The organism is Sphingomonas sp. Leaf38 (genome assembly GCF_001421825.1).
Classification (GTDB): Bacteria; Pseudomonadota; Alphaproteobacteria; order Sphingomonadales; family Sphingomonadaceae; genus Sphingomonas.
Genome location: NZ_LMLD01000011.1, coordinates 4,847 through 29,616 on the forward strand (window position 1 = coordinate 4,847; position 24,770 = coordinate 29,616).

Sequence of the window (24,770 nt, forward strand, 5' to 3'; positions counted from 1 at the left end):
CCGGCACGGGGAGGATTTGCGAATGACCTATCACGACAGGAGCGTCTTCAATTGGGCTTCAAGCCCTTCGATCTCGGTTCCAAGCACCTTCAACCTTCGAACGAGCTGGCCATCGATACGACGAACGCTTTCGATTGCCTGCGGATCTGCTTTGACGGCCTTGTCAAAGCGCTTCCGTGGCGAACCTGAAACAACCAAATCGGCGGACCACCCGTTTCTCCGCAACTTGGAGACGGAAGCGATCGCATCAAGAACCGAGTCTTCATCCTCTGCAACGACGATGACTTGAGGACGCTGCTCAACCGGCTCGTCTAGCAACATCGCCAGCCGCTCAACACCTGCCGCCCAGCCGACCCCCGCCGTCTCCGGCCCGCCGAGCGAGCCGATCAGCCCGTCATAGCGGCCGCCCGCCAGCACGGTCCCCTGCGACCCTAGCCGATCGGTCACGAACTCGAAGGCGGTGTGGCGGTAGTAATCGAGCCCGCGCACCAGCCGCGCATTGCGCTCCCACGCGACGCCCGCGGCATCGAGCCCGGCGGTCACCGCGTCGAAGAACGCGCGCGCCTCGGGCGTCAGATACGCGTCGATATCGGGCGCGCTGTCGGCGATCGGGCGGTCGCGCGGATCCTTCGAATCGAGGATCCGCATCGGGTTCTTCTCGAGCCGGGTCAGGCTGTCCTCGGACAACTCGCCACGATGCGCCTCGAAATGCGCGACCAGTGCCGCGCGCCACGCGTCGCGCGTCTCGGCGTCGCCCAAAGTGTTCAGCTGCAACGTCACGCCCTCGGCAATGCCGAGCTCGCGCAGCAGCTGGTCCGCGAGCACGAGCAGTTCGACGTCCGCCGCCGGCTCGGCCGCACCGATCACCTCGGCGTCGATCTGGTGGAACTGCCGGAACCGCCCCTTTTGCGGGCGTTCGTAGCGGAACACCGGGCCGCTGGTCGTGATCTTGAGCGGCGCGAACTGCTGCCAGCCCTCGGTCAGATAGGCGCGCGCGATGCCGGCGGTGAATTCGGGCCGCAGCGTCAGCGAATCGCCGCCGCGATCCTCGAACGTGTACATTTCCTTCGACACGACATCGGTCGTCTCGCCGAGCGAGCGCGCGAACACCGCGGTCGACTCGAACACGGGGATGTCGATGCGCTGGAAGCAATACAGCGCCCGCACGCGCTCGAACGTCGCCAGGACGTGCGCGAACCGGCGCTGCTCGTCACCGAAAATATCCTGGGTGCCACGAATGCGGCGCGGAGTTTCTATTCTTGCCATGATGCGCGCGTATCTAGGCGACGTGCCCGCGAAGCGCTAGCGCCGTGCCATGACGACCAAAGCCAGATATTGGGGCCTGGGCCAACGCGTTGCCCCGCCGCGCTTCGTCCTGTTCGTGCTGGTGTTCGTGATCGGGCTGGTGACGATGATCCCGCGCGTCGGGCTCGGCCGGGGCACGATGGGGGCCTTCGACCTTGCCGCCGCGGTGTTCCTGATCGCGGTCGCGACGCTGTTCCGCAACGCCAGCGCCGAGCGGATGCGCCGCGCCGCGCACGAGAACGACGCCAACCGCGCGGTGCTGCTCGGGTTCAGCGGCACGATCATGCTCGTCATCCTGGTCGCGGTGGCGAAGGAACTGCAGGGCAAGAACGACGCGGTCGGAATTGCGCTGACGATCACGACGCTGGCGCTCGCCTGGCTGTTCTCGAACATGATCTACACGCTGCACTATGCGCATCTCTATTATGTCGACGATTCCGCGGGGAAGGACGCGAAGGGGCTCGATTTCCCGCGCTGCGACGAGCCCGATTACTGGGACTTCGCCTATTTCGCGTTCACGCTGGGGATGACGTTCCAGACCTCCGACGTCGAGATCACGTCGCGCCGCGTCCGCAAAGCCGCGCTCGGCCAGTGCATGGCGGCGTTCGTGTTCAACATCGGCGTGCTGGCGTTCACGATCAACGTGCTGGGCAGCGGCTGAGTTTCCCGACGTCGTCATCCTGACGGAAGGGGGTTTGGCCGGCGTGCGGCCTCAACCCACGCCCCGGGCAAAGGACTGGACGGCTGCCCTTTATCGCGCTTACACCTCGGGTCATCGTCTCTTTGCCGGAAGGCCATATCCTTGATCCGTAAGCTTATCGTCGCGTCGTTGCTTGCCTCCGCCGTCTCCGTCGCCATACCCGCCGCCGCGCAGGTGCCCGCAGGCAACACCGCGCCGCAGCCGGTACCGTTCGTCGACACGATCCCCGACGCGGTCGACACGCCCTATCCGGGCACGCTGCTGCTCGACGTCGATGCGACCGATACCGAGCGCGGCATCTTCCGCGTCAAGCAGACGATCCCGGTCGCCAAGTCCGGGCCGATGGCGCTGCTCTACCCCAAATGGCTGCCCGGCGCGCATAGCCCGCGCGGCGAGATCGAGAAGCTCGCGGGCCTCGTGATCCGCGCGAACGGCAGGATCGTCCCCTGGACGCGCGACCCGGTCGACGTGTTCGCGTTCCACATCGACGTACCGACGGGCGCCAAGACGCTGGTCGCCGAGTTCCAGTTCATCTCCGCGACCAAAAGCGACCAGGGCCGCGTCGTCATGACGCCGACGATGATCAGCCTCGAGCCCAACCTCGTCAGCCTCTACCCGGCGGGTTATTTCACGCGCCAGATCCCGATCAAGATGACCGTCACCTATCCGACCGGCTGGACCGCCGCGGGTGCGGTGCCGGCGAAGGTCTCGGGCTCGACCTACAGCTACGACACGACCAACTACGAGATCCTCGTCGATTCGCCGACGCTCGCGGGCAAATACGGCAAGGTCTGGCCGCTCTCCCCGCGCGTCGATCTCAACGTCTTCGCCGACAGCCCCGACCAGCTTGCCGCCAAGCCCGAGCAGATCGACGCGCACAAGCGGCTCGTCGACCAGGCGGTCAAGACGTTCGGCGCACAGCATTACGACCGCTACGAATTCCTGCTGTCGATCACCGATCAGCTCGGCGGCATCGGCCTCGAGCATCATCGCAGCTCCGAGAACGGCGTCCGCCCCGGCTATTTCACCGAGTGGGAGACGGGCGCCGCCGCGCGCAACCTGCTGCCGCACGAATACACGCATAGCTGGGACGGCAAGTTCCGCCGCGGCGCCGACCTGTGGACGCCCGATTTCCGCACCCCGATGCGCGATTCGCTGCTGTGGGTCTACGAAGGCCAGACGCAGTTCTGGGGCTATGTCCTCCAGGCGCGCTCGGGGCTGGTCAGCAAGCAGGACACGCTCGACGGTTACGCCTCGATCCTCGGCATCTACGACACCGCGCCCGGCCGCCAGTGGCGCCCGCTGATCGACACGACCAACGATCCGGTCATCTCCGCGCGCAAACCCAAGGGCTGGACCAGCTGGCAGCGGTCGGAGGATTATTACAACGAGGGCCTGATGGTCTGGATGGAGGTCGACGCGATGCTCCGCCAGAAGTCGGGCGGCACCAAGTCGATCGACGATTTCGCGCGCGCCTTCTTCGGCGTCCGCGACGGTGATTATGGCGAGCTCACCTACACCTTCGCCGACGTCGCCAGGACGCTCGACGCCATCGTCCCCTATGACTGGGCGACGTTCCTCAACACCCGCCTGACCGAGACGGGCAAGCCCGCGCCGATCAACGGCTTTGCGATGAACGGCTACAAGCTCGTCTACGGTCCCGAGCAGAGCCCGTATCTCAAGCAGGCGGAAAAGACGCGCGGCACCGATGTCAGCTATTCGCTCGGCATGGTGATCAACAAGGACGGCGTGGTGACGTCGTCGATCTGGGACAGCCCCGCGTTCAAGGCCGGCCTCGACATCGGCACCGAGATCGAGGCGGTCAACGCCGAGGCCTATTCGTCGGAGCGCATCAAGGCCGCGATCCTGGCGGCCAAGGGCACGAAGGAGCCGATCCGGCTCACTGTAAAGAACAATGACCGTTTTCGCGACATCACGCTCGATTACCATGACGGCCCGCGCTATCCGCGCCTGCAGAAGGTGGGTAATGGTGACGGCGGGCTGGACAGGCTGCTGATGCCGCGCTGACCAGCAACATGTTTACCGGTGCCGGTCGCTCCCCACATCGTGGAGCGCCGGCATCGTCATTTGAAAGGACCGCCATGCGTATCGATCTCATCCCGACCGGCAAGAACCCGCCCGAGGACCTCAACGTCATCATCGAAGTGCCGACCGGCGGCGAACCCGTGAAGTACGAGTTCGACAAGGCCTCGGGCGCGCTGTTCGTCGACCGCATCCTGCACACGCCGATGCGCTACCCGGCGAACTACGGCTTCGTGCCGCACACGCTCAGCCCCGATGGCGATCCGCTCGACGCGCTCGTGATCGCGCGCTCGCCGTTCATCCCGGGCTGCGTCGTCCGCGCGCGCCCGATCGCGGTGCTCAACCTCGAGGACGAAGCCGGCGGCGACGAGAAGCTCGTCTGCGTGCCCGTCGATTCGGTGTTCCCCTATTACGCCAATATCGGCGAGCGTGCCGACATGCCCGAGATCGTGTTCGAGCAGATCGAGCATTTCTTCACCCACTATAAGGACCTCGAGAAGAAGAAGTGGGTCCGCGTCGGCAAGTGGGGCGACGCCGATGAGGCCAAGCGCGTGACGATCGAGGCGATCGAGCGCTACGAGGCCGAGAAGGCCAAGGGCGAAGAGCCGATGGACGCCGACGAAACCGCCGGTCGCTGATCGCTGCCCCGACGGCCGGCGGCTGATCGCATGACCACGGCGTCTCGCCCGTTCGACGGTATCCGCGTCCGCGCGGCGCAGATCGGACTGTACGAGACGCCGATCCTGCATGGCCGGCTCGCCGATGCGGCCGCGCTGACCGCGGCGCTGCGCTCCGCGATCTGCGACCGCCATGCCGCTATGCCCAGCCTCGCGCGCTCCAATGTCGGTGGCTGGCATTCGGCCACCGACATGCTCGACTGGGGTGGTCCGGCCGCGGTCGCGCTAGCCGACACCGCGGTGAAGATGGCCAAGCGCGCGTCGCATTTCGACGGCCGCGATCCCGCGTCGCTCGAATGGACCGTCAAGATGTGGGCGAACGTCTCGCCCCCCGGCGCGCTGAACATGAGCCACGCGCATCCCGGCGTGCTGTGGGCGGCGGTCTATTATGTCGACATGGGCCAGCCCCCACTCTCGGGCGAGGCCTCGGGCGAGGTCTCGGGCGAAGCGGGCGGCGCGCTGTTCTTCGAAGACCCGCGCTTCCCCGTCCCGTTCATGCGCCTGCCCGGCTTTCGCCTGGTCGGTACCGACGGCCAGCCGCAGCCCATCGAGCGCCGCCTGCCGACCGAGGCCGGCGACCTGGTCCTGTTTCCCGCCTGGCTCCGGCACGGCGTCCGTCCGCATCTCGGCACCGGCGACCGGATCTCGATCGCGATGAATATCGACGTGAAGGACTAGCGGCCCCCGGCCCCCGGCCCCCGCCTACCGCCTACCGCCCCGCCAGCCGCGCGAGCGCGTCGCCGGACAGACGCTGGATCGTCCAGTCCTCCATGCCGACCGCGCCGACCTTGCGATAAAAGGCGATTGCGTCCGCATTCCAGTCGAGCACCGACCATTCGAACCGCGCGCACCCGCGATCGAGCGCCACGCCCGCGAGATGCGCCAGCAATGCCGCCCCGACCCCCTGCCCGCGCGCGTCCGGCGTCACGTACAGATCCTCGAGATACAGCCCGCGCTTTCCCGTCCAGGTCGAGAAATTGTGGAAGAACACCGCAAACCCGAGCGGACCCTCGGCGCGCTCGGCGATCACCGCCTCCGCCGCCGGCCGCGCGCCGAACAACGCCTCCGCCAGCATCGGCGCGGTCGCCTCGACCGCGTCCGGCTCGCGCTCGAACGCGGCGAGTTCGCGCACGAAGCGCAGGATCGTGCCGACATCGGCGCGGGTGGCGGAACGGATAAGCGTCATGCGGTGGCCTCGATCGATGTCTGCGCGATGTCACGCCGTCGCGCCGCGTACAGGCACGCGACGACGATGATCGCCGCGCCCGCCAGCGTGAACGCCGATACCCGCTCGCCGAACACGAGGAAACCCAGGCCCGCGGCATAGACGAACGAGGTATATTCGGTCGTCGCGAGAAAGCCCGTGTCGCCGTGCGCATAGGCCCAGCCGAGCAGCCACAACGACGCGGTCGCCAGCCCCGCGGCAAGCGCGAGCTTGGGCCACTGCACCGCCTCGGGCACCGCCGCCAGCCACGGCGCGGCAAGCGCCAGCGTCGCGGTGATGACCAATGCCTGGAAGAACGCGATCTCGCCCGGTCGCGCCGCCTGGCTCTGCAGCCGCGCGATTACCAGGTTCACCGCATATAGGACCGCCGACCCGAGCACCGCGAGCGCACCGTGGAGCGTCTCGGGCCCCGTCACGCCGCGCCCCTGCCCGATCATCACCACCAGCACGCCGCCCAGCGCCGCGATCGACGCGAAGACCGCCCTGCGCCCGACCCGCTCGCCCAGCGTCACCGCGCCAAGCAGAAGCGCAAGGATCGGCGCGATGTAGGTCAGCGAGATCGCCTGCGCCATCGGCACGCGCGCAAGGCCCCAGAAGAACAGCACCGCCATCGCCGTCGTCACCAGCCCGCGCGCGACGTGGAGCTTCAGCGCGCGTCGGCTGGGCCGCCCGCTGTTGCCGAGCTTCCACGCGACCGCGCCCAGCCCGACGCTCAGCATCTGCCGCCACAACAGCGCGTTATAGACGCCGATCGCGAGCACCAGCGACTTCATCACCGCATCCATGACGGAGAAGAGCCCGATCCCCAGTGCGGCGACGGCGAACGCGGTAGCGGGGGCGGTGACGGTAGCGGGGGCGGGGGCGGGACGGGTCATGCGCGCATCGATCCGCGGCGGAAGTTCACGCTGCGTCGCGTTCCAAACACCCCTCCCGCACCGGCTGCCGGGCTTGCGGAAAGAAGGGTACGCGCGATCATGGCACCGCTCTGACAAGATGCGGGCGTGGAGGACAGCGCGAAATGACACTGATCGTGGCGACGCGATTCGCGACCCTTCCGATTCCGACGCCATCGCGCGTGACCCGGAGGTAGACGAGGTCGCCCGCATCCTCGTGCGCGGCGAACGCCCCGGCCGCGCTTGCCTGGACATCGAACGCGACGCGTATGGGGTGCCGGTCGATCCGGCAGAGCGGATGCAACAGGTCATGCTGGGGCTCTTTGATCTGATCGACGAGGCCGGGCAGGCAGCTTTTCCGGAAGACCTTATCGGCGAACTCGATCTGGTTCGCCGTCGTTTCATGGACCTGTTCGAGGACGGATATCCCGGCTATGGAAAAGGTCGCGCAATCTGGCGATGAACGGCAGGTCCGCTTCCCGTTTCGGACGCTGGTGCCGCTCGGACGTTGCGGTGCCATCACGTCCAATAAGTTGTGCCCGCGTTCGACTCATTGGGATGCGCAGTATCGACAATAGAGGCGCGTCGCCGATTTTCGCCCAAACCTGAGCGCCCAAACCTGAGCGCCCAAACCTGAGCGCCCAAACCTGAGCGTAAAGTCCAACACCAACGTGTTGGGCGGTCAATACATTGTAAAATACAAACGCCTGACAAATAGTTATGCCGAGGGCGGTGGTTATTACATTTGTGTTTTGGGTCGTGACAATCCGACCAAATCTGTTCGATATTCACCAAGGGAAACCGATCCGGTTGGATAACGATAAGATTAGGAGGATGCTAATGGCTAAATATAAGGCTGTGGTAGGAGCTATCGCACTGGTTGCATGCGAATCTTTGGCATTCGCTCAAAGTACGTCGTTCCGCGGGTTTCGCCTTGAAGCAAAGGCTGGCGTCGATCGGATACAGGCCAATGGCGACCATGATGACAAGTTTGCCTATGGCGGTTCTGCAGGCTGGGACGGCATCATCGGCGAGAAAATCGTTGTCGGACCCGAGGTCAGCTATCTCGATACCAAAGGCCAAAGCTGCGCGAGCGGTGTATTAGGTGGCCGGGTGTGCACGGAGACGCGCCGAGAAATTGGAATCGCGGTTCGAGCCGGTTACCTGGCGACCCCTGCTCTGCTGATTTTTGGCAAGGCGGGTTACGCCAACGACAGCCAGCGAAAGACATTTACGGGGGATCCCGCCGGCGGCACTGCCTTCAATACCCGATATCGTACGGACGGTTATCAGGTTGGTGGCGGGATCGAGTATTCTTTGGTCCGAAACTTTTACGTCAGCGCTGAGTACAAGTACGCGAATTACTACAGCCACTCCTCGCGCCAAAATGTCCTGGGCGGCATTGGGATTCGTTTCTGACGGATGGCGCGCGCTATGCGGCGCGCGCCATCCTCTCCAAATAGAAGAATATTTCGAGTCGATCCTGAGGGCCGACCTTCGCTCGTCCGCTTTCGCCCAACAAAAGACGCCCCGATTGCCGCTCCGCAACACCGAAAGCGGACATTCGTTAATTTCGATCTTTCCTATTTTTCGATCTCCGGTTGGCAAATTCGAGAATGATCGAACGGGAACAGATTGGCGAAAGGGGATGACGGGACGGCTGCTTGCACGCTGCCAAATCGACGGTCTCAGGTTGGGGTTGCAAACGGAGAAAGGCTAGATCGATGAGTGGCGCGCGACTTGGGTCAACCGGTGATTTGACTTCAGAGCGGCAAGCAGCCGCCCTACCTCTGCAGGGCGCATCGCAATATATCAGCGCGACAGGAACGCACCGACCGCTTTCTGGAACAGTGCCGGTTGGTCGAGCATGACGAAATGCCGGGCATCACCAATATCGACGAAGGTGACATGCGGCGCATCCTTGTACGCTGCATGATACATCGCATCCGCCTGCGGCTTGGTCGGCCCGCCGACCGACCAAGGATAGACCAGCGTAATCGGCGTCACGATCGTCTTCATCACGGGTCGCAGGTCGCTGGTCATGTCCTCGTACATCGCGGCGCCGGACACTCTCGGATCGGCCGTCTTCACCCAGCCCGACACAAGTGCACGCGATACCGGCTTCAATGCCAGCCGATCTGCAATCGCCTGCGCGGCCGCGTCGCTGACGGGTTTGCCATAGCTGGCCACCTGCGCGTCGCGCATCGCCTTGGCCTGCGGCTCGACCATGGGGACGGTCGCGGCGGGTGAAAATAGCGTGCCGATGAAAGGTAGTGCGTCGACGATCATGATCCGACCGGGATCGGCGTGATGCTTCTCGGCCAGCTTCAGCGCAACGAGCCCTCCCATCGAGTGACCAACGATCGCGGCACCTGCGATCTTCTCGCGTTCGATCAACGCATGGAGGTCCTCGACTATGCCTTCGAGTATGCCAGGCGACAGGTTCGCACCTGGGGCGTCGCCGGCAAAACCGTTGACCTGTACCACATAGACGCGGTGGTCCTTGGCAAGACCAGCTACCACGCCGTCCCACACGGTTCGAGGGCTCGACAGGCCGGGGATCAGGACGACCGGCGTGCCTTCGCCTATGGAAATCGCTGAAATGTGCGGCATCTGCATGATCCGATTGGATGCTGCGGCATGGGTTGCGACAGGATGGAAAGCGGTGCCGATAGTCATGGCTGATACCGCGATGCTCAAACCGAGGTCACGGATCATGTTATTGCTCCTTTGAAGGGCTGACGAAGACGTCTTCGATGGCGAGGTCGAACAGTTCGGCGAGCTTGAAGGCTAGTGGAAGCGATGGATCGTAGCGTCCGGTCTCGATCGCGTTGACACTCTGCCGGCTCACTTCCAAAAGGTCGGCGAGATGTTGTTGCGACCATCCGCGAGCAGCGCGTAACGCACGCAGATGATTGATCACGACCTCTGACGCTCGATCAGCATGTTGGCGCACTGGCCGACTCCCAGTGATCCGAACCACAGTACAGGTACGTAGAAGAGCGGCAGATGCGGCGCGCCGCCCAGCATCTCGAGGAAACCCAGGATGGATACCAGCGTCATGGTCACGCCGGTCGCGATCATCGCCTTGCGCACTTCCAGAAGCCGTAGATATTCGTCGTGCATGTCCAGGATCATGTCGCCGATCAGCCAGAAAACGGCCGCGATCGGCAGTCCTGGCAGTGCCGCCAGCACCCAGCGAGCAGGGCCGTGCATAGCGTCGAGGTCGAAGGCACGTTGCACGCCGAACAGCAACACGATGTAACTAAGCATCGCGCCGATCATCCGGCGATTATATCGCTTGGTTGCGGGGTCCCGGTAGCGGGTGTTGGCGACGTGGACGGTCATTTGGAAGCCCCTTCGATTCGTTGTGAAGGACGCTTGTCATGGAAAGCACACTTTACGTCAAGCAGGCTTTCCAGCGGAAGTGAGTTTTATATCCCCAACGTCACCATTTTTGCGAAAGGCGGCAGCCCATCAGCAACGTCCGCTAATTGCCACCCCATTCTCAAAGCGGACCGTCCGCTTTCCTCCCATCCCGTCATCCTGGCGAAAGTCAGGATCCAGAGTTTCGGGCGGCACCGCTCGTGGCCCTGGATCCCGGATCAAGTCCGGGATGACGCGTGGCGAGAGCACATCATCGTCCTCTCCCCTACCCAACGGTCGCCTGACCCAGATACTGAACCCCGGCTTGGCTTCGGCGTTTGATCGTCATGCAATACGACGCGCTATCGCATCCGCCCCGTCCCCCCGCTGTCCATCGGGCGAAGGTTTCGGTGTCGTTCGGCAAGGGCGGGGTGGTGGCGTCGGTCAGGATGACGAGCGGCGGGATCCTGTCGATCGGGGCGCTGGTGTCGGGAATTTTGCTGTCGACGGCGGTGCTGGTACGGGCATCGGCGCGCGGGCGGCGGGGAGCCGGCACTGGCCCCCGCGACTGACCCCCGACACTGACCCCCGCGACTGATTCGGCGCCTCAGGCGGCGACCGAGGCCAGTATCGCTGCGTCCGCCGCCTCGATCTCGGCGGCCTTGGCTTCGACCAGCCGGACGATGTGGTCCACCATGTCGGCGTCCTGGACGTGGTGGTCGGTGACGCCCGAGAGGTAGACCATGTGCTTGCCGTTGCCGCCGCCGGTGATGCCGATATCGGTCTCGCGCGCTTCGCCCGGGCCGTTCACCACGCAGCCGAGGACGCTGAGACTCATCGGCGTGCGGATGTGCTGCAACCGTTCCTCGAGCGCCTGGACGGTGCGGATCACGTCGAAGCCCTGGCGCGCGCACGATGGGCACGAGACGACGCGGACGCCGCGGTTGCGGATGCCGAGCGCTTTGAGGATCTCGAAGCCGACGCGGACTTCCTCCTCGGGCTCGGCGGAGAGCGAGACGCGGATCGTGTCGCCGATGCCGTACCAGAGCAGGCTGCCCATCCCGATCGCCGACTTCACCGTGCCGCCGACGAACCCGCCCGCCTCGGTGATGCCGAGATGCAGCGGGCAATCGACCTGCTCGGCGAGCTGCTGATACGCCGCCACCGCGAGGAACAGGTCGGAGGCCTTCACCGCGACCTTGAACTCGTGGAAGTCGTGGTCCTGCAACAGCTTGATATGATCGAGCGCCGATTCGACCAGCGCGTCGGGGCATGGCTCGCCGTATTTTTCGAGCAGGTGCCGCTCGAGGCTGCCGCCGTTGACGCCGATGCGGATCGCGCAGCCGTTCGACTTGGCCGCGTCGACGACCTCCTTCACGCGCGCTGCCGAGCCGATATTGCCCGGGTTGATCCGCAGGCACGCCGCGCCCGCGTCCGCCGCTTCGAGCGCGCGCTTGTAGTGGAAGTGGATGTCGGCGACGATCGGCACGCGGGATGCGCGGACGATCTGTTTCAGCGCGGTGGTCGATTCGACGTCGGGGCAGCTGACGCGGATGATGTCGACGCCCGCCTCTTCGCAGCGGCGGATCTGGTCGACGGTCGCCTTGACGTCGTCGGTCGGCGTGTTGGTCATCGTCTGCACGGTGACGGGCGCGTCGCCGCCGACGGGGACGGTGCCGACCATGATCTGGCGGCTCGTGCGGCGGGTGATATCGCGCCAGGGACGAAGGGACATGGGGATTCCTCGGGAGTTCGAGCGCGTATATAGCGACTAGCGCGTCGGAACGGAACATCGCTGGCGGGGGTCGCCAATGTCGGTCATAGCGGCGCGCGCACTATAGGAGCTTGGGCGATGACGTTTTCCCTTTACGATGCGACGATCCCCTCGAACCTCCAGATTCTCCGCGCGGTCGACGCGCTGCTCGACAAGGCGGAGGCGTTTGCCGCCGAGCGGGGTCTTGCGCCCGCCGCGCTGATCGGCGCGCGGCTCGCCGACGACATGCTGCCGTTCGGCTATCAGGTGAAATCATGCGCGGTGCATTCGGTCGGCGGGATCGACGGCGTCCGCGGCGGTCGCTTCGCCCCCGACATGTCGCCGTGGCCGACCGACTTCGCCGGGCTCCATGCGCTGGTGCGCGATGCGATCGCGCGGCTGGAGGCGATCGACCGGGAGGCGTTCGATGCGCTCGCGGACGCCGATACCCGGTTCGAGTTCGGGACCGTCACGATGCCCTTCACCGGCGCGAACTTCCTCCTGTCCTTCTCCCAACCCAATTTCTACTTCCACGCCACAACCGCCTACGCGATCCTACGCGCGCAAGGCATGAAACTCGGCAAGCGCGATTTTCTCGGTGCTCCTCGCATGAAGCCGTAAGCAAATCTCAACCGCCAACACCGAGCGATACCCGCACGCGTCTTGCGCCTTTGGACAAGCTCTTGACGGTTGCCCTGCCATCATGATGGGCGCGTTCAAAGCGTTTGAGCGGGTCGCGTAACACCTCATGCAGATCCTAGAACGACGCTCTTGAGCACCCGGCCGCCACGCAACACGACGGCCGCAGCTACACCGATCCCGTTATGAGCCGTTTGCCCCCCGTCACGCCTAGATCAGAACGGCAACCAGCGGCTTTTGTGCGTGATATTCATGTATCCCACATTGACGCCCGCGCGCCAGCCGACGCCCAGACGGATCGGGATCAGGACGACGTTGCCCCGGCGCAGATAGGTCGCCGCGAACCCCCCGACCAGATACAAACGGCCTTCGACCGCCGGAAAGCGTTTGTAAAGCTCTTCGGTATCATACAAATTGTAGACCAGCACAAAGACCTTGTTCGCGTCCCCACCGACATCGAAGCCCACCGATGGTCCTGTCCAATAAACCGGTTGCTGGCCCTCGACCTTGTGGCTCATGATACCCGAGCCATAGCGCACCCCGAGGATGAACGCGCCGGATGCCTCGCGCCCTGCGATATAGGCGTTGGGTTGACCCTGATCCTTAAGAATATTTTCGAGAATCCCGCCCAGCCCTGCCGCGCCCTTACCGAAAACGCCTTCGCCAGCCGCAAGCAGATCATCGCGCTGATAGGTATCGGCGGCCTGCATCGTTGCCTCGGCGCGCGTTTCGGGCGCTGGTTCATTGGCAGGCGGCGGCGTGACCGGCTCGGTCTGCGCAGGTGTTTCAGGATAGGCCGGGCGCGACGGCTGGGTCGCTGCTTGCGTATGCGATGGCGCGGAATAAGCCTCCGCGGAGAGGTCGCCGTCAATTGCTCGGTTGGGATCGATTGTACGGACCTGCGCGGATGCACCAGTCCAGCACAGGGTCGTCGCTAAGGCACCCAGGCCAAGCCAGAAGCTACGCATGTTGATCAATCCCCAAAAACGAAGGCGCCCTGTCGTCGATCAAGTTAATCAACGTCGGGCTTGCCACGCAATGAACGAACCGAACGGGCGTGTCGAATTTGGGCGAATACGGGATGAGTAGCAGGATCGGGCAGGAGGATTAAGAATGACAGAATTCCCGAGCCGTGCGAATTACAGGCGTTGCTCCCTATGAAGACCCTCGCTATAGCCCCGCATCTGCCGCAGCCGGAGACGTGGGTGAGTGGCTGAAACCAGCGGTTTGCTAAACCGCCGTACCGGGTTTACTGGTACCGAGGGTTCGAATCCCTCCGTCTCCGCCATATCCCGCTCAGGGTTGCGTGCTCCAGCTTAAAACCTTGGTCAAACAATGGCTTGGCGTCGCGCCGCCTATTGATGCTTGCGTCATTTCGACCCGTTTCGACAGCGTGAGTTGGTTAGGGGGTAGCGTCGCTACCGACCGACCCTGCTGCTCAGAGAAGGCGGAAGGCGTGAATGGGCCAAGCCTGCATCAGGGTGCCGGCTTTTCCAGACCAACGCGAGCGCGACGATGGCGCCGGGGAGTCGCGCTATATCCCAAACCGTTCAGCGCCCGTTTGCGGACTAGCGAGATTCGTCACGCCGGCGTCGCGCTCGGCTTCGCATCGAAGGGCGACCAGGGTTTCTTTAATGTGGCAAGCAACATCCTGGTCTCCAACGAGCAAAACCTGTTCGCCGCCGCCGCCGGTTATGCGCTGCCCAACGGATCGCGCACCGGGGTTGATCGTATCGCCGACCCGATCCCCAATGGCGACGAAGACTTCGACCGCATCCATGTGCATCTTCGCGCAGTCGGTTCCGACGCCAAAAGGTTCGCCACGTTCATGACGGAGTTTGCCGTGACGCTCGCAGCAGACTAAGCGGTGCTCAAGCTGCGTTTACACCTACTGGATCGGGCCGACATCGCCGCACCCGCGCCGTTGATGTCCAACGTCAACCATCTAGTACCCGATGAGCGAGAATTGATCGCAGTAATCGGGCTCGCGTTCGAGAACCCGCTGACGCGCCGTGCGTTTCTTGAATTCGATAACGTCACCGCAACGCAGGCTGCGCAAAAAGCGCACATTAGCAGGATTTCTGCGTTCGCCGTCAGTGGAGTCTACGCCTACGTCCGGGACAAGCAGCTGACCATGGCGGGTCTGCGAGGCAGCCGACAGGCCCAGAGTCGTCGACATCGGTTGGACACCGCGAACCTGAAACGGATGGGCGATCCTCGCTAGCGTGATCGCGACCGACGCTGTTATCGGACGGATAAGCTGTTATCGGACGGATAACTCGCCGAGCCAACGACGTGCGTCAGTGCCATGTTGCGCGGAGCAACGAACCGGGCCTAGGCTTCCACGATGGAAAACACCGCACCGTCGCTCGACCTGTTCACCCTCCTCGAGATCGCACTGGAGGAGCGCAACGAAGCTGCCGACGCCTTCGACATGTTTAAGCGGGACGCCGTGATGGCCCACGCGCCGGCTCCCGGTGACGAGCCCGCAATTACGAGCGACGACGCAGCAGAAGCAGCCGCTAACGAAGTCGGGGACTTCAGCGCCGAAGTCCGTGCCCTGCTGAGCACCGCATCGGACGCGGATCTGACGAGCGCCTATGAGCAATCGGGCGGCGAAATTGGGCATCCGGTGGCCGAAGTGCTGCTCGGCGAGATCAAGCGTCGCGGTTTCGGAATCTGATCGATGTGTAATCGCGCACGGTTCGACGGTGAGCCAGAAACCATCACCGAAAGGTTCGGTGCGGAATGGCTTGCAGCGAAGCCGATGGACAACCGGTTCGATCCGAAAGAGCTGCGCCCGTTCGGTCGCGCCTATGTCGTGCGGACCGAAGCGAACCGCCGCGGGCTCGACGTCATGGAATGGGACGTTCTGGCCGGGCAGGCGAAGCAGGCCGGTCGCAAGCTGGCGCAGACCAACGTGCGTACCCTGCATCTGCCGCAATGGCGATCGCTCGTCAGTGACCCGGCTAACCGGTGCCTGATCCCTCTTACAGAGTTTTGCGAATGGGCCCGCGAAACCACCGACCTCGGCGATGGTAAGAAGCCGATCAAGGGGGAGATGTGGTTCGCAGCGACGGACCAGCCCGTGTTCGCGATCGCCGGTTTCTGGCGGCAGGTTGGCGATAGCCGGTATTTCGCGATGGTCACTTGCGACGCGAACGAACTGGTGGCGCCGATACATCCGAAGGCAATGATCACGATCCTGCGACCGGACGATCACGAGCGCTGGCTGACTGGCAGCTATGACGACGTGCTCGCGCTTCAACGTCCATACCCTGCCGACAAGATGACGGTGCGAGGCCCGGTGTTCCCGACGCGCGGGAGGCCATGATCAATCTATGACGATCCTCACCTGATCCCCCCATTGGTGGGAGGACCCAGTGCATCAAGCGCTTCGGATATCAAGGCCGCGACGACCGTCAATCCAAAGCCATCGGCTTCAGCAAGTGCGTCTTCGAGATGCTCGCGAAGCCGCTGGTCGGGTTTGAGATAGCGTTGTGGCACCGATACAGCCTCGCAAGGTCGATGGGTTGATGTTGCTCCGTCATGAGGATGTCGTGGCACCTCCATCAGGTCAATCATCGCGCGGAATGCAACTGTCATGGCACCGCGCGCGATCTGAACTGTTCTCCTATCAAGCCATGCCGGCTTGAGGGTTAGCATCATGAAATTGACCGCAAAGTTCGATACACGGCGCGAAGCGGAGATGACCGTAGAGCGGATTGTTCAACAGTTTGAGATTGATCGCGCGAAGGTTGCCATAACCGCAGACGGCGGAGAGAACACCGCAGGCATAGCCGAGGACGGTTCCGATCAGAAGACTGGCGACTCAAGATCCGAAGCACGTGACGACGCCGAACTGAACGGCAAGGTCGTCGTCACGGTCGAGGTTGCCGACGACGAGACTGCTAGCGAAGTGCGCGAGGCGTTCAACGAATTCGATGCGTCCGAGCAGGCGGTCTGGTAATGGCGACTGACACCGCAACGCAGACCCGACAGCGCGAAATCGCGACCGAGCATCTGCTGTTCAAGCTTATGGAATATGTCGAGGCACGGCACGCCGGGCTTCTCGATTTTATGGAGCAAAGCCTCGATCATCTCGGGGATCCAGCAACTGACGAGACCAAAAACGACGAAGCGGTCCGCCAGATTGCCCAGTCCATGATTGCGGGCGCGCGCAAGCAGGATATGGGCTAAACGCGCACCGTCCCTGGCTTGGGAATGTCGGTCGTCCCTGTTGGCGACCGCATTTCCGAAAACATCTTCCACGCGCGATGGGGCCCTGCGACGCGGTCACGGCCGTCCATAAAAAGCATGTGCGGTCTTGCCCCTAACGGGCAAATCGTCGAGCTAGATTGCGGCCATTGTGTACGCTCTCAGTGCTCGAGCGGTACCAAGGTTCGGATAAGGGGAGCACGAGCGCCGGATTTTGGAGCGGGTCGCTTAGTCAAGCGGTAGATCCGCGTCGTGCCCGGTGCACGCTACCGAACGGCCAGTCGCTGTCGCACCGCAATCGCGGTCTAGTGACGGGATCGCTACTAGCGCAATATCACAAGGGGAAGTGCCGCTCGGACGCTCATGTGACCTTATATTGCTACGCCTGCGACCTATCTGCCAGCGACTTATGCCAAACGTCCCACCTCTAATCCTCGCTATCGGCGACAGCCTCATTGCGGGATACGGACTAGCCGCCGCGGACAGCTTTCCGGCACAGCTCCAGTCCTCGCTGCAGGCTCGATATCCCAACGTGTCTGTCATGAACGCCGGTGTGTCGGGCGATATGACCGCTGACGTCCTGCGGCGGCTGCCCCGGCTGCTGTCCAGCCTTACTCAGCTTCCGGCGCTCGCGATCGTGCAGGTCGGGCCGAACGACGTCCTGCGGCAGGCGCCCGTGGTCTGTACCCGCGCACAACTCGGACAGATCCTGCTGAGCCTGCGCAATTGCGGCATTCCCGTGATCCTGACGACCGTCGAGCCGCCGGCGTTGCTGCGTGACCGCGCCGCTGCTTATCTGGGCATCCATGCGGCGCTGGCGGCCGAACACGGTGCGACGATTTGGCCATTCTTCCCGCCAGGTGTGCTGGGTCATTCCGAAATGGTGCTGGGAGATAGGGTGCATCCGAATGCGAAGGCGATCGGTGCGGTTGTGGCCGCGCTGCGGCCGGTGGTGGAGCGGATGGTGTAGCGCCGCGCGTTCAAGCGTACCGCGGGCCGTTCGGCGCGCGTCGGTATAGGGGGTGAGCATCGTGGCGACAGAGCCGAAGTGGTTGAAGGCGGCGAGGGCGAAGCTGGGCACCAAAGAGGCTGCCGGTTCGGCGAACAGCTCCACCATTCTCGGTTGGGCCAAGCGGCTCGGCACAAAAGTCCTGGGCATAGTCTACAACGCCGACAGCGTTCCGTGGTGCGGCGTGTTCGTCGCCTACTGCCTTCAGGAAGACGGAATCGAGCCCATAGCGATCGCGGTCCGTGCGACGTCGTGGTCGACATGGGGGCAGGCACTTCGTCCAGAACGGCTGGCACCGGGCGCGGTGCTGGTTTTCGAGCGTCCGGGCGGTGGTCATGTCGGATTCTATATCGGCGAGGATGCCGCGGCGTATCATGTTCTCGGGGGCAATCAGGGCGATGCCGTCACGGTCGCAAGAGTCGCCAAGGATCGGTGCATTGCGCGGCGCTGGCCGTCAGGTCGTCCTGTCATCGGCAAGCCGATGCAGATGGCCGCGCGCAAGCCGATCTCGACCGACGAATCCTGACCGCGGGATCCTATTCTCGGTTACCGCCGCGGTAACCCTCAATATCTGGAACGATCATCGGTCGACACCGCTTCTAAGACCATCTGCAACCTGAAATGTCGACAGGAACCACAATGAGCACGAACCTCATATCCGCCGTTTTCGATACTCACGCCGAAGCAGAGCGCGCGGTGTCGGAGCTTCGCGCAGCCGGGGTGAACGACACCGCCATCTCGGTCGTCGCGCAACACGACGGCAAGAACACGACGGCCGACGGCGCCGGCAACGACACGCAGGAATTCGTTGGCAAGGTCGCGGCCGGCGCCGGTATCGGGACCCTGCTCGGCATTGCGGCGCTCGCCATCCCCGGTGTCGGTCCGCTGGTCGCCGCAGGTGCGATCGCATCCGCAGCGATTCCCGGTGCCGCGATTACGGGTGCGGCGCTTGGCGGTGCCGTCGGGGGTCTTGAGAAAGTGATGACCGACCACGGTGTCAGCCGAGTCGACGCAAGCTATTACGAGGGGCGCATCAACGAGGGCGGTGTGTTCGTATCGGTCGATACCAGCACTGCCGGCATTACCTCGGAGGACGCCGCCGACGTGCTGTATCGCTCTGGTGGCCACACCGCCACGCGTACCAAAGAAGCCGTGGCGTAACCGTCCGCGATTCGAGGGGGCGGCGCACGCCCCCCCTCGATGACTTACATTCAGCGTGCAACCGGCGCAGGGGTCTGCTGATGTTGCACGACCCGCCACTCCTCGTGTTCGAGCCGCCGCATCGTCGTCGTGCAATAGGCGGTATAACCGGTTGATCCGTCACGCTTGGCTTCGGCCTTGTAGGCGATCGCGATCAGGCCCTCCTGCGGCCGCATGATCTGCTGTTCGCTGAAGCTGACATCCGACCAGCGGGGCGTATCCGAGACGGCTTCAATAGCTTGGGCGCCCGTGAGCACAAAGGGGTGCTCGGGCAGCACCATCACGCACTCGTCGTCGATAAGCGCGCGGTACTGCTCGGCATTCCCGATCCAGAGACTTTCTTCAAAGTCCCATACCCGATTGTCGTCCATTCCATGTCTCCTTCTCTTGCAGTCGAGCGCGGAAACACCCCGGTTCGTTCCTCATGAAGTGATTGGATGACGGGGTTTTGATCGCGCGAGCATCCTATGTTGCCGTGGCCACGCGTTTGGTCATCGCTGCGACGTGTCGGCCATCTATGCGACCGCGCAATCGACGCTGAGTTTGATCGCTGCGGCCGACGACTATGGCAACGCCCGCGTCGGCAAGCCGCCTCGCGGACCCGATGCCTTCCGTGAGCCCATGACGCTGGTGAGTTCGCTGGTTCGAGCGTTCTGCATTCTGCATGAAGCGTGGTCCTGTTCATGCCCGATGACCGACCATCGTCCCAATGAGCGAAGACGCCAAACTGGCAGACGTTCTTGCGCCGCACCTTATTCATCGTATGCGGGACGGCGCGACGCCTGGCTGTCGCTTCATCTTCCCGTACCGAACCGCATTCGGATTCACGGCCGACGATGCGGCGATCATCGGCGCGCGATCAAGCGCCTCCGCCCGGCCCGGCTGACCGCGCCGGATGCCGTGGTGCTGGCGACCGGCGCGGGACTGTCCCTTTGCCGGACGGTAAATGTATCGGCGCGCACAGGGAACATGGGGGATTACGCAGCGTGGTGCGTATGTTTGAGGCAATGGGGAGCGAACGATGCAGGATGCTGTCAATTATCGACTAACCCAGCTGGCGGCGATGCCGGTGCCGGCGACGCTCGACGCGCTCGAGGCGGACGTGTTCGCGACGATCGAAAAGAATGCACGGTCCCGCATGACAAGCCGGACGATCGGCGCGTGGTCGGTCGGCGCGGCGCTCGCGCTGGGCCTGTTCGGCGGCATCAGTCGGGGCAGCGGCGCGACACCAGCGCAGGCGGCGAGTCCGATCGGCATCGACGCCGCGCTGGCGCCATCGACGTTGCTGGGCCGATGACGCAGGCGTTTCGGCGCGCGATGCTGACGATCCTGCTCGCGTTTCTTGCAGCAGTCGCGGGCGTATTGATCGGTGGCAATATCCTGTCGGCACGTCCGTCCCACGGCACCGAGCTCCACGCGCTGCTCCACCGCGAGATTACGCTGGACGTCCGGCAGGAGGTCGCACTCGATGAGCTGGAAGCGCGTTTTGCGACCCTGCGTACCGCGCTCGAAGGTCAACTTCGTGCGGACAACGTGCGTCTCGCCGCCGCGATCGAGCGCGAGCATGACAATGGCCCGGCGGTCGCGGCAGCGGTCGATCGATCGCATCATACGATGGGCGCGTTGCAGAAAGCGACGCTGGCGCACGTTTTCGCGATGCGCCGACTCATGCGCTCCGACCAGACGGCGGCGTTCGACCGGGTCGTGGTACAGGCACTGACGCCTAGCCAATGACCATTGGCTCATGAGCTTCGATCTCGACCTGCTCGAGGATGCCGCGCTGGTCGCCCTTCACCTCAGGGGGCCCTTGGCCGGACGACAGGCCGCGTTTGCCGCACTGATGCGGCGTCACAAGCAACCGCTCTATCGCCTGATCGTCGCGCAGATCGGCGATCCCGACGATGCGCTCGATCTGCTCCAGGAAAGTTTCGTGTCGGCGCATGCCGCGCTCGGACGCTTTGACGCGAGCCGGTCGTTGCGCGCGTGGCTGGCGCGGATCGCGATCAACAAAAGCCGCGACTGGCATCGACGACGACGGGTCCGCCGCTTCCTAACGCGCGTTCTGCCGATCGAGGCTGGCGACCAGATCGCCGACGCCGCCGCGGATACGGAAGCGCAGGCGATCGATCGCGACGATCTGGCACGCACGCTTGCCGGCATCGCGCGCCTGCCCGCGTCGCTGCGCGATCCGCTGCTGCTGTGCGCGGTCGACGAACTCAGCCAAGCGGAAGCCGCCGAGGCGCTCGGTATCACCGCAAAGGCGGTGGAGACGCGTGTACGGCGTGCCCGCGCTGCTCTGGCGGCGGACGCAGTAGCTCGGCCATAGACCAGAATTCAACAGCCCCTCACCCGCCAAAGCCGGCATCAGAATAATCGCCCGCATGAGGGATCGACGTCTCACAGCCGTATGAACGATATGACGCCGCCGTGTATTGCCCGAGGATCCGTATGACACGACTGACCCGCCGCCGCTTTCTGCGCGAGGCCACGCTAGGCGGCGGCGCGTTGGCGGCGCCCTGGTTGCCGGCTTGGGCGCAGCCGGTATCGGCGGGGATCGCGACCCCGCCTGTGACCCTATCGGGTACCGACATCGCGCTGAAGGTCGCGCATCAGATGATGACGATCAACGGCAAGTCCTCGCACGCGATCGGTATCAACGGCACCGTCCCCGCGCCGCTGATCCGGTTGAAACAGGGGCAGACCGTACGGCTCGCGGTCACCAATGATCTCGACGAGGAAACCTCGATCCACTGGCACGGCCTGCTCGTGCCGTTCCAGATGGACGGCGTACCGGGAATCAGCTTTCCAGGCATCCCGGCACGGACCACCTTCACCTATGAATTTCCGGTTATCCAGGCCGGGACCTATTGGTATCACAGCCATTCGGGGTTGCAGGAGCAGATGGGGCATTACGGCCCGATCGTGATCGATCCCGCCGGTGCTGATCCGATTATGTTCGACCGCGAACACGTGGTCGTGCTGTCGGATCACAGCCCGCTGCATCCGCACGCGATCTTTCGCAAGCTGAAGCTCCAAGGCGGCTATTTCAACTATCAGAAACAGACACTTGCCGGGATGCTCGCGGGACGCGATCAGCCCGCAGGCACGCGAAAAATGTGGGGCAGGATGCGGATGGATCCAACCGACGTGTCCGACGTGACCGGGTCCACCTACACCTATCTGGTCAACGGCCACGGTCCCGCGGACAACTGGACCGCGCTGTTCGCGCCGGGCGAGAGCATCCGGCTGCGGATCATCAATGCGTCGGCGATGACCAACTTCAACGTTCGCATTCCAGGCCTGACCCTGACGATCGTACAGGCCGACGGGCAGAGCGTGCGGCCAGTTGCGGTCGACGAGTTCCAGATCGCGGTCGCGGAGACCTATGACGTGATCGTCAAGCCGGTCGATCCCGCCGCCTATACGGTGGTCGCTGAAGCCTGGGACCGGTCTGGAATGGCGCGCGCGACTTTGGCGCCACGGGTCGGGATGGCCGCCGCAGTCCCTGCGCTGCGCACACGCCCGCTCACGACGATGAAGGACATGGGTATGGGCGACATGGCCGGAATGAATCACGGCGCTATGGCAGGCATGGACATGACGGGCATGGATCATGGTGGGAACGAGTCCCCCCCTCCCCTGTGTCGTCCCGAACATGCGGCTTTGGGTCATTGCACACTTGGTGAACCGCAGGGTCGTGAGCCGGCCATGCCGGCGATGAGCCACGCCATGCGCGATTTTGCGAACGCGCCCGGCCTGCCGAAGACACCGACCGTGCAGACTGTTGCGCCGATGCCGATGGATCGCACCGGCGAACCGCCACAAGGGCTTGGCGACGTCGGCCACACGGTGCTGGTCTACAAAGATCTCATCGCACTTGAGCGTAACCCCGATCTGCGCGCGCCGTCCCGCCGGATGCAGATCCACCTCACCGGCAACATGGAACGCTATATGTGGGCGTTCGACGGCGTGAAGCTGAACGAGGTCAAGGCTCCGATCCCGTTCCGGCAGGGTGAACGCGTCCGCGTAACGCTGGTGAACGACACGATGATGGCGCATCCGATCCACCTGCACGGCCATTTCTTCGAGCTAGTGACCGGCCATGGCGACCATGCGCCGCGCAAGCACACCATCAACGTCGCTCCCGGTGGCACCGCGACGTTCGACCTGACCGCGGATGCGGTCGGCGACTGGGCGTTCCACTGCCACATGCTCTATCATATGCACGCGGGCATGATGCAGGTCGTCACCGTACGTCCCGATGGCGCGGGGACTCACGGCAACGGAGCGGCGGCATGAAGACGTTCGGCTTTCTCGTTGCGACCATCACGGCGATGCCGGCTGCGGCACAGATGCACGACATGGGCGGGATGAAGATGCCCGGTATGGTCATGTCCAAACCCGCGTCTCCCAAACCGGCGCCAAAAAAGCCCATGCCTAAAAGACCTTCGCCGAGACACTCCAAGCCTGGGAAGGCAGCATCGGCGCCGTCGCAAACCGTCAAACCGGTCGCCTCCGCGAAGCCCGCGATGGGCATGCCGCCGAATGTCGCCTGCTCGGCCGAGCATGCCGCCATGGGCCATTGCAAACCCACCACTACCCGTGAAGCCGCGCCACCACATGCAATGCCCGACATGCCTGCAGCCGCAACCGCGTGCCCACCCGATCACGCCGCCATGGGCCATTGCTCGCCGGCCGCACCGAATGGCGGCGCCGCACACTCTCTGGCCGTCGGCACCGATCAACCGGCAGGCGATGCCCCGCCCCCTGCGCCTCCGACCACGCTGGCGGCGGCACGCTTCTATGATCCCGCGACGATGGCGACGGCCAACCGGATTATGCGCGACGAGCATGGCGGCATGCAAATGAGCCAAATTCTGTTCAACCTCGCCGAGGTGCAGGTGCGAAATGGCCGTGACGGCTATCGCTGGGACGGAGCGGGCTGGTTCGGCGGCGACATCGACCGGCTGGTGGTCAAGAGCGAGGGCGAGGGCGGGTTCGGCGACAAGGTCAAGAGCGCCGAGGTGCAGGCGCTGTATTCGCGCACACTTGACCCCTATTGGAATCTTCAGGCCGGCTTCCGCCAGGATTTGGGCGCTGGCGCCAAGCGAACCTATGTCACGGTGGGCATCGAGGGGCTCGCGCCCTATTGGTTCGACGTCGAAGGCGCAGTGTTCCTCTCTGACAAGGGCGACGCGCTGGCGCGTGCCGAGGCGTGGTATGATCAACGCCTGACCCAGCGCGCGACGCTGCAACCCCGCATCGAATTGAACGTCGCGGCACAGGATATGCCAGGCAGCCGTATCGGCGCCGGACTATCGACCGCCGAGCTCGGACTGAGACTACGCTACGAGATCACGCGGGAGTTCGCCCCCTATGTCGGCGTATCGTGGGAGCGTCGCTATGGCGCTACCGCCCGCTATGCGCGCGCCGAGGGCGAAGACGGTGGGGGCTTTGCGCTCGCAGTCGGCGCCCGCACCTGGTTCTGACCGTCGGATCGCCGTGATTATGCTGCACTGATGGCAGCCTGATAAAAGTGGCTGCACTTGGCGAAACGGTTCGATCGATTTCGTTTGCCGGCTAGCACGGACCTGACAACAATCTCTGTCGCAGATTATGGTAAGATCGCATCGGCCTGGGCCGCTGTCTCCCTTTGGGAAACTGGAGCGGGCGAAGGGATTCGAACCCTCGACCCCAACCTTGGCAAGGTTGTGCTCTACCCCTGAGCTACGCCCGCTCTGG

Annotated in this window: 34 protein-coding genes and 2 tRNA genes; 24 read left to right on the forward strand and 12 right to left on the reverse strand. The window is 64.0% G+C overall.

The genetic code is table 11. The features are described 5' to 3' along the window. Positions 1-30: 30 nt before the first annotated feature. Positions 31-1,266, reverse strand: a complete 1,236-nt coding sequence (hisS, locus tag ASE88_RS07365) for a histidine--tRNA ligase (protein ID WP_056477227.1) — start codon at positions 1,264-1,266, stop codon at positions 31-33. A gap of 49 nt (positions 1,267-1,315) precedes the next feature. On the opposite strand from hisS, the gene ASE88_RS07370 reads away from it, so the two are divergent. The 4 genes from ASE88_RS07370 to ASE88_RS07385 all read left to right on the forward strand — a co-directional run bounded on the left by ASE88_RS07370 (position 1,316) and on the right by ASE88_RS07385 (position 5,403). Continuing rightward, positions 1,316-1,966 carry a DUF1345 domain-containing protein gene (locus ASE88_RS07370; RefSeq protein ID WP_056477230.1) on the forward strand — a complete coding sequence of 217 codons (651 nt, stop codon included), beginning with the start codon at positions 1,316-1,318 and terminating at the stop codon, positions 1,964-1,966. A gap of 141 nt (positions 1,967-2,107) precedes the next feature. Next, positions 2,108-4,033, forward strand: a complete 1,926-nt coding sequence (locus ASE88_RS07375) for a M61 family metallopeptidase (protein ID WP_056477233.1) — start codon at positions 2,108-2,110, stop codon at positions 4,031-4,033. Positions 4,034-4,107: 74 nt separating this feature from the next. Beyond that, entirely contained in the window at positions 4,108-4,686 is a 579-nt protein-coding gene (gene ppa, locus ASE88_RS07380; RefSeq protein WP_055875064.1) for an inorganic diphosphatase, read from the forward strand. 30 nt (positions 4,687-4,716) lie between these two features. Beyond that, positions 4,717-5,403: a putative 2OG-Fe(II) oxygenase gene (locus ASE88_RS07385; protein WP_056477236.1), complete on the forward strand. Its 687-nt coding sequence runs from the start codon at positions 4,717-4,719 to the stop codon at positions 5,401-5,403. Between the two features lie 31 nt (positions 5,404-5,434). Here ASE88_RS07385 and ASE88_RS07390 read toward each other — a convergent pair whose 3' ends face one another. Next, a complete protein-coding gene (locus tag ASE88_RS07390; protein WP_055875059.1) occupies positions 5,435-5,911 on the reverse strand; it encodes a GNAT family N-acetyltransferase in 477 nt (158 codons plus the stop codon). Continuing rightward, positions 5,908-6,825 carry a DMT family transporter gene (locus ASE88_RS07395; RefSeq protein ID WP_056477239.1) on the reverse strand — a complete coding sequence of 306 codons (918 nt, stop codon included), beginning with the start codon at positions 6,823-6,825 and terminating at the stop codon, positions 5,908-5,910. Before ASE88_RS07395 ends, ASE88_RS07390 begins: the two co-directional genes overlap by 4 nt. Here ASE88_RS07395 and ASE88_RS19445 point away from each other — a divergent pair. Next, entirely contained in the window at positions 6,824-7,306 is a 483-nt protein-coding gene (locus ASE88_RS19445; RefSeq protein WP_235527871.1) for a hypothetical protein, read from the forward strand. The two genes, ASE88_RS07395 and ASE88_RS19445, sit on opposite strands and share 2 nt — an antisense overlap. Before the next feature lie 377 nt (positions 7,307-7,683). Further along, complete coding sequence (locus tag ASE88_RS07405; protein WP_162233407.1) at positions 7,684-8,262, forward strand: outer membrane protein; 579 nt, start codon at positions 7,684-7,686, stop codon at positions 8,260-8,262. Positions 8,263-8,655: 393 nt separating this feature from the next. Here the strand turns inward: ASE88_RS07405 and ASE88_RS07410 are convergent, their stop codons facing one another. The 3 genes from ASE88_RS07410 to ASE88_RS07420 form a co-directional block, all read right to left on the reverse strand. Continuing rightward, positions 8,656-9,456: an alpha/beta fold hydrolase gene (locus ASE88_RS07410; protein ID WP_235525614.1), complete on the reverse strand. Its 801-nt coding sequence runs from the start codon at positions 9,454-9,456 to the stop codon at positions 8,656-8,658. Between the two features lie 106 nt (positions 9,457-9,562). Further along, positions 9,563-9,766: a helix-turn-helix transcriptional regulator gene (locus ASE88_RS07415; RefSeq protein WP_055875053.1), complete on the reverse strand. Its 204-nt coding sequence runs from the start codon at positions 9,764-9,766 to the stop codon at positions 9,563-9,565. Next, positions 9,763-10,191 carry a hypothetical protein gene (locus ASE88_RS07420; RefSeq protein ID WP_056477245.1) on the reverse strand — a complete coding sequence of 143 codons (429 nt, stop codon included), beginning with the start codon at positions 10,189-10,191 and terminating at the stop codon, positions 9,763-9,765. Before ASE88_RS07420 ends, ASE88_RS07415 begins: the two co-directional genes overlap by 4 nt. A gap of 428 nt (positions 10,192-10,619) precedes the next feature. Between ASE88_RS07420 and ASE88_RS07425 the strand changes: the two genes are divergently transcribed. Continuing rightward, the gene (locus ASE88_RS07425) at positions 10,620-10,781 is read left to right on the forward strand and encodes a hypothetical protein (protein ID WP_156356978.1); all 162 of its coding nucleotides are present in this window, start codon (positions 10,620-10,622) and stop codon (positions 10,779-10,781) included. 35 nt (positions 10,782-10,816) lie between these two features. On the opposite strand, the gene ispG is transcribed toward ASE88_RS07425, so the two are convergent. Continuing rightward, complete coding sequence (gene ispG, locus ASE88_RS07430; protein WP_056477251.1) at positions 10,817-11,944, reverse strand: flavodoxin-dependent (E)-4-hydroxy-3-methylbut-2-enyl-diphosphate synthase; 1,128 nt, start codon at positions 11,942-11,944, stop codon at positions 10,817-10,819. Positions 11,945-12,061: 117 nt separating this feature from the next. On the opposite strand from ispG, the gene ASE88_RS07435 reads away from it, so the two are divergent. Continuing rightward, on the forward strand, positions 12,062-12,583 hold the full coding sequence (locus tag ASE88_RS07435; protein WP_055875041.1) for a DUF1993 family protein: 522 nt from the start codon (positions 12,062-12,064) through the stop codon (positions 12,581-12,583). Between the two features lie 233 nt (positions 12,584-12,816). Here ASE88_RS07435 and ASE88_RS07440 read toward each other — a convergent pair whose 3' ends face one another. Then, positions 12,817-13,569: a DUF1134 domain-containing protein gene (locus ASE88_RS07440; RefSeq protein WP_055875504.1), complete on the reverse strand. Its 753-nt coding sequence runs from the start codon at positions 13,567-13,569 to the stop codon at positions 12,817-12,819. A 227-nt stretch (positions 13,570-13,796) separates the two neighbouring features. Between ASE88_RS07440 and ASE88_RS07445 the strand changes: the two genes are divergently transcribed. The 5 genes from ASE88_RS07445 (at position 13,797) to ASE88_RS07465 (ending at position 15,935) form a co-directional block, all read left to right on the forward strand. Beyond that, positions 13,797-13,889, forward strand: a tRNA-Ser gene (locus ASE88_RS07445). Positions 13,890-13,907: 18 nt separating this feature from the next. Beyond that, positions 13,908-14,465, forward strand: coding sequence for a hypothetical protein (locus ASE88_RS18850; RefSeq protein ID WP_156356979.1), 558 nt, complete (start codon positions 13,908-13,910; stop codon positions 14,463-14,465). A 3-nt stretch (positions 14,466-14,468) separates the two neighbouring features. Further along, on the forward strand, positions 14,469-14,825 hold the full coding sequence (locus tag ASE88_RS07455; RefSeq protein WP_056477255.1) for a hypothetical protein: 357 nt from the start codon (positions 14,469-14,471) through the stop codon (positions 14,823-14,825). Between the two features lie 123 nt (positions 14,826-14,948). Beyond that, complete coding sequence (locus tag ASE88_RS07460; protein WP_055875031.1) at positions 14,949-15,284, forward strand: hypothetical protein; 336 nt, start codon at positions 14,949-14,951, stop codon at positions 15,282-15,284. Positions 15,285-15,287: 3 nt separating this feature from the next. Further along, positions 15,288-15,935, forward strand: a complete 648-nt coding sequence (locus ASE88_RS07465) for an SOS response-associated peptidase (protein ID WP_056477258.1) — start codon at positions 15,288-15,290, stop codon at positions 15,933-15,935. Between the two features lie 17 nt (positions 15,936-15,952). Here ASE88_RS07465 and ASE88_RS18855 read toward each other — a convergent pair whose 3' ends face one another. Next, complete coding sequence (locus tag ASE88_RS18855) at positions 15,953-16,270, reverse strand: hypothetical protein (protein ID WP_156348163.1); 318 nt, start codon at positions 16,268-16,270, stop codon at positions 15,953-15,955. Here ASE88_RS18855 and ASE88_RS07470 point away from each other — a divergent pair. The 5 genes from ASE88_RS07470 (at position 16,269) to ASE88_RS07490 (ending at position 18,989) form a co-directional block, all read left to right on the forward strand. Continuing rightward, positions 16,269-16,571, forward strand: a complete 303-nt coding sequence (locus ASE88_RS07470; protein WP_056477261.1) for a hypothetical protein — start codon at positions 16,269-16,271, stop codon at positions 16,569-16,571. The two genes, ASE88_RS18855 and ASE88_RS07470, sit on opposite strands and share 2 nt — an antisense overlap. Further along, positions 16,571-16,801 carry a hypothetical protein gene (locus ASE88_RS07475; RefSeq protein WP_056477263.1) on the forward strand — a complete coding sequence of 77 codons (231 nt, stop codon included), beginning with the start codon at positions 16,571-16,573 and terminating at the stop codon, positions 16,799-16,801. The genes ASE88_RS07470 and ASE88_RS07475 overlap by 1 nt, the downstream gene beginning before the upstream one ends. Before the next feature lie 427 nt (positions 16,802-17,228). Further along, on the forward strand, positions 17,229-17,789 hold the full coding sequence (locus ASE88_RS07480) for a GDSL-type esterase/lipase family protein (protein WP_056477266.1): 561 nt from the start codon (positions 17,229-17,231) through the stop codon (positions 17,787-17,789). A gap of 52 nt (positions 17,790-17,841) precedes the next feature. After that, a complete protein-coding gene (locus ASE88_RS07485) occupies positions 17,842-18,354 on the forward strand; it encodes a TIGR02594 family protein (protein ID WP_056477269.1) in 513 nt (170 codons plus the stop codon). Positions 18,355-18,467: 113 nt separating this feature from the next. Next, positions 18,468-18,989 (forward strand): hypothetical protein, encoded by a 522-nt coding sequence (locus ASE88_RS07490; RefSeq protein ID WP_055875013.1) that lies wholly within the window; start codon positions 18,468-18,470, stop codon positions 18,987-18,989. Positions 18,990-19,039: 50 nt separating this feature from the next. On the opposite strand, the gene ASE88_RS07495 is transcribed toward ASE88_RS07490, so the two are convergent. Further along, a complete protein-coding gene (locus ASE88_RS07495; protein WP_055875010.1) occupies positions 19,040-19,399 on the reverse strand; it encodes a DUF4440 domain-containing protein in 360 nt (119 codons plus the stop codon). Between the two features lie 338 nt (positions 19,400-19,737). On the opposite strand from ASE88_RS07495, the gene ASE88_RS18860 reads away from it, so the two are divergent. The 5 genes from ASE88_RS18860 to ASE88_RS07515 all read left to right on the forward strand — a co-directional run bounded on the left by ASE88_RS18860 (position 19,738) and on the right by ASE88_RS07515 (position 23,327). Further along, a complete protein-coding gene (locus tag ASE88_RS18860; RefSeq protein WP_156356980.1) occupies positions 19,738-19,914 on the forward strand; it encodes a hypothetical protein in 177 nt (58 codons plus the stop codon). Positions 19,915-20,049: 135 nt separating this feature from the next. After that, entirely contained in the window at positions 20,050-20,325 is a 276-nt protein-coding gene (locus ASE88_RS07500; protein ID WP_056477272.1) for a hypothetical protein, read from the forward strand. Next, positions 20,322-20,762 carry a periplasmic heavy metal sensor gene (locus tag ASE88_RS07505; RefSeq protein WP_056477275.1) on the forward strand — a complete coding sequence of 147 codons (441 nt, stop codon included), beginning with the start codon at positions 20,322-20,324 and terminating at the stop codon, positions 20,760-20,762. The genes ASE88_RS07500 and ASE88_RS07505 overlap by 4 nt, the downstream gene beginning before the upstream one ends. Before the next feature lie 10 nt (positions 20,763-20,772). Continuing rightward, positions 20,773-21,354, forward strand: a complete 582-nt coding sequence (locus ASE88_RS07510) for an RNA polymerase sigma factor (RefSeq protein WP_056477278.1) — start codon at positions 20,773-20,775, stop codon at positions 21,352-21,354. 122 nt (positions 21,355-21,476) lie between these two features. Continuing rightward, positions 21,477-23,327 (forward strand): copper resistance system multicopper oxidase, encoded by a 1,851-nt coding sequence (locus ASE88_RS07515; protein ID WP_082466381.1) that lies wholly within the window; start codon positions 21,477-21,479, stop codon positions 23,325-23,327. On the opposite strand, the gene ASE88_RS19450 is transcribed toward ASE88_RS07515, so the two are convergent. Then, the gene (locus ASE88_RS19450) at positions 23,275-23,664 is read right to left on the reverse strand and encodes a hypothetical protein (RefSeq protein ID WP_235527973.1); all 390 of its coding nucleotides are present in this window, start codon (positions 23,662-23,664) and stop codon (positions 23,275-23,277) included. The two genes, ASE88_RS07515 and ASE88_RS19450, sit on opposite strands and share 53 nt — an antisense overlap. Between ASE88_RS19450 and ASE88_RS07520 the strand changes: the two genes are divergently transcribed. Further along, positions 23,663-24,517: a copper resistance protein B gene (locus ASE88_RS07520; RefSeq protein WP_321163409.1), complete on the forward strand. Its 855-nt coding sequence runs from the start codon at positions 23,663-23,665 to the stop codon at positions 24,515-24,517. The genes ASE88_RS19450 and ASE88_RS07520 overlap by 2 nt on opposite strands. 173 nt (positions 24,518-24,690) lie before the next feature. On the opposite strand, the gene ASE88_RS07525 is transcribed toward ASE88_RS07520, so the two are convergent. Next, positions 24,691-24,765, reverse strand: a tRNA-Gly gene (locus tag ASE88_RS07525). Between the last annotated feature and the right edge of the window lie 5 nt (positions 24,766-24,770).

What these genes read in the sequence shown, in the direction of transcription:
- hisS (WP_056477227.1), bottom strand. Translation starts at nt 1,266, where the DNA reads ATGGCAAGAATAGAAACTCCGCGCCGCATTCGTGGCACCCAGGATATT.
- ASE88_RS07370 (WP_056477230.1), top strand. Translation starts at nt 1,316, where the DNA reads ATGACGACCAAAGCCAGATATTGGGGCCTGGGCCAACGCGTTGCCCCG.
- ppa (WP_055875064.1), top strand. Translation starts at nt 4,108, where the DNA reads ATGCGTATCGATCTCATCCCGACCGGCAAGAACCCGCCCGAGGACCTC.
- ASE88_RS07385 (WP_056477236.1), top strand. Translation starts at nt 4,717, where the DNA reads ATGACCACGGCGTCTCGCCCGTTCGACGGTATCCGCGTCCGCGCGGCG.
- ASE88_RS07390 (WP_055875059.1), bottom strand. Translation starts at nt 5,911, where the DNA reads ATGACGCTTATCCGTTCCGCCACCCGCGCCGATGTCGGCACGATCCTG.
- ASE88_RS19445 (WP_235527871.1), top strand. Translation starts at nt 6,824, where the DNA reads ATGCGCGCATCGATCCGCGGCGGAAGTTCACGCTGCGTCGCGTTCCAA.
- ASE88_RS07395 (WP_056477239.1), bottom strand. Translation starts at nt 6,825, where the DNA reads ATGACCCGTCCCGCCCCCGCCCCCGCTACCGTCACCGCCCCCGCTACC.
- ASE88_RS07405 (WP_162233407.1), top strand. Translation starts at nt 7,684, where the DNA reads ATGGCTAAATATAAGGCTGTGGTAGGAGCTATCGCACTGGTTGCATGC.
- ASE88_RS07410 (WP_235525614.1), bottom strand. Translation starts at nt 9,456, where the DNA reads ATGCCGCACATTTCAGCGATTTCCATAGGCGAAGGCACGCCGGTCGTC.
- ASE88_RS07420 (WP_056477245.1), bottom strand. Translation starts at nt 10,191, where the DNA reads ATGACCGTCCACGTCGCCAACACCCGCTACCGGGACCCCGCAACCAAG.
- ispG (WP_056477251.1), bottom strand. Translation starts at nt 11,944, where the DNA reads ATGTCCCTTCGTCCCTGGCGCGATATCACCCGCCGCACGAGCCGCCAG.
- ASE88_RS07435 (WP_055875041.1), top strand. Translation starts at nt 12,062, where the DNA reads ATGACGTTTTCCCTTTACGATGCGACGATCCCCTCGAACCTCCAGATT.
- ASE88_RS07440 (WP_055875504.1), bottom strand. Translation starts at nt 13,569, where the DNA reads ATGCGTAGCTTCTGGCTTGGCCTGGGTGCCTTAGCGACGACCCTGTGC.
- ASE88_RS07460 (WP_055875031.1), top strand. Translation starts at nt 14,949, where the DNA reads ATGGAAAACACCGCACCGTCGCTCGACCTGTTCACCCTCCTCGAGATC.
- ASE88_RS07465 (WP_056477258.1), top strand. Translation starts at nt 15,288, where the DNA reads ATGTGTAATCGCGCACGGTTCGACGGTGAGCCAGAAACCATCACCGAA.
- ASE88_RS07470 (WP_056477261.1), top strand. Translation starts at nt 16,269, where the DNA reads ATGAAATTGACCGCAAAGTTCGATACACGGCGCGAAGCGGAGATGACC.
- ASE88_RS18855 (WP_156348163.1), bottom strand. Translation starts at nt 16,270, where the DNA reads ATGATGCTAACCCTCAAGCCGGCATGGCTTGATAGGAGAACAGTTCAG.
- ASE88_RS07475 (WP_056477263.1), top strand. Translation starts at nt 16,571, where the DNA reads ATGGCGACTGACACCGCAACGCAGACCCGACAGCGCGAAATCGCGACC.
- ASE88_RS07480 (WP_056477266.1), top strand. Translation starts at nt 17,229, where the DNA reads ATGCCAAACGTCCCACCTCTAATCCTCGCTATCGGCGACAGCCTCATT.
- ASE88_RS07490 (WP_055875013.1), top strand. Translation starts at nt 18,468, where the DNA reads ATGAGCACGAACCTCATATCCGCCGTTTTCGATACTCACGCCGAAGCA.
- ASE88_RS07495 (WP_055875010.1), bottom strand. Translation starts at nt 19,399, where the DNA reads ATGGACGACAATCGGGTATGGGACTTTGAAGAAAGTCTCTGGATCGGG.
- ASE88_RS18860 (WP_156356980.1), top strand. Translation starts at nt 19,738, where the DNA reads ATGAGCGAAGACGCCAAACTGGCAGACGTTCTTGCGCCGCACCTTATT.
- ASE88_RS07500 (WP_056477272.1), top strand. Translation starts at nt 20,050, where the DNA reads ATGCAGGATGCTGTCAATTATCGACTAACCCAGCTGGCGGCGATGCCG.
- ASE88_RS07505 (WP_056477275.1), top strand. Translation starts at nt 20,322, where the DNA reads ATGACGCAGGCGTTTCGGCGCGCGATGCTGACGATCCTGCTCGCGTTT.
- ASE88_RS07510 (WP_056477278.1), top strand. Translation starts at nt 20,773, where the DNA reads ATGAGCTTCGATCTCGACCTGCTCGAGGATGCCGCGCTGGTCGCCCTT.
- ASE88_RS07515 (WP_082466381.1), top strand. Translation starts at nt 21,477, where the DNA reads ATGACACGACTGACCCGCCGCCGCTTTCTGCGCGAGGCCACGCTAGGC.
- ASE88_RS07520 (WP_321163409.1), top strand. Translation starts at nt 23,663, where the DNA reads ATGCCTGCAGCCGCAACCGCGTGCCCACCCGATCACGCCGCCATGGGC.
- ASE88_RS19450 (WP_235527973.1), bottom strand. Translation starts at nt 23,664, where the DNA reads ATGTCGGGCATTGCATGTGGTGGCGCGGCTTCACGGGTAGTGGTGGGT.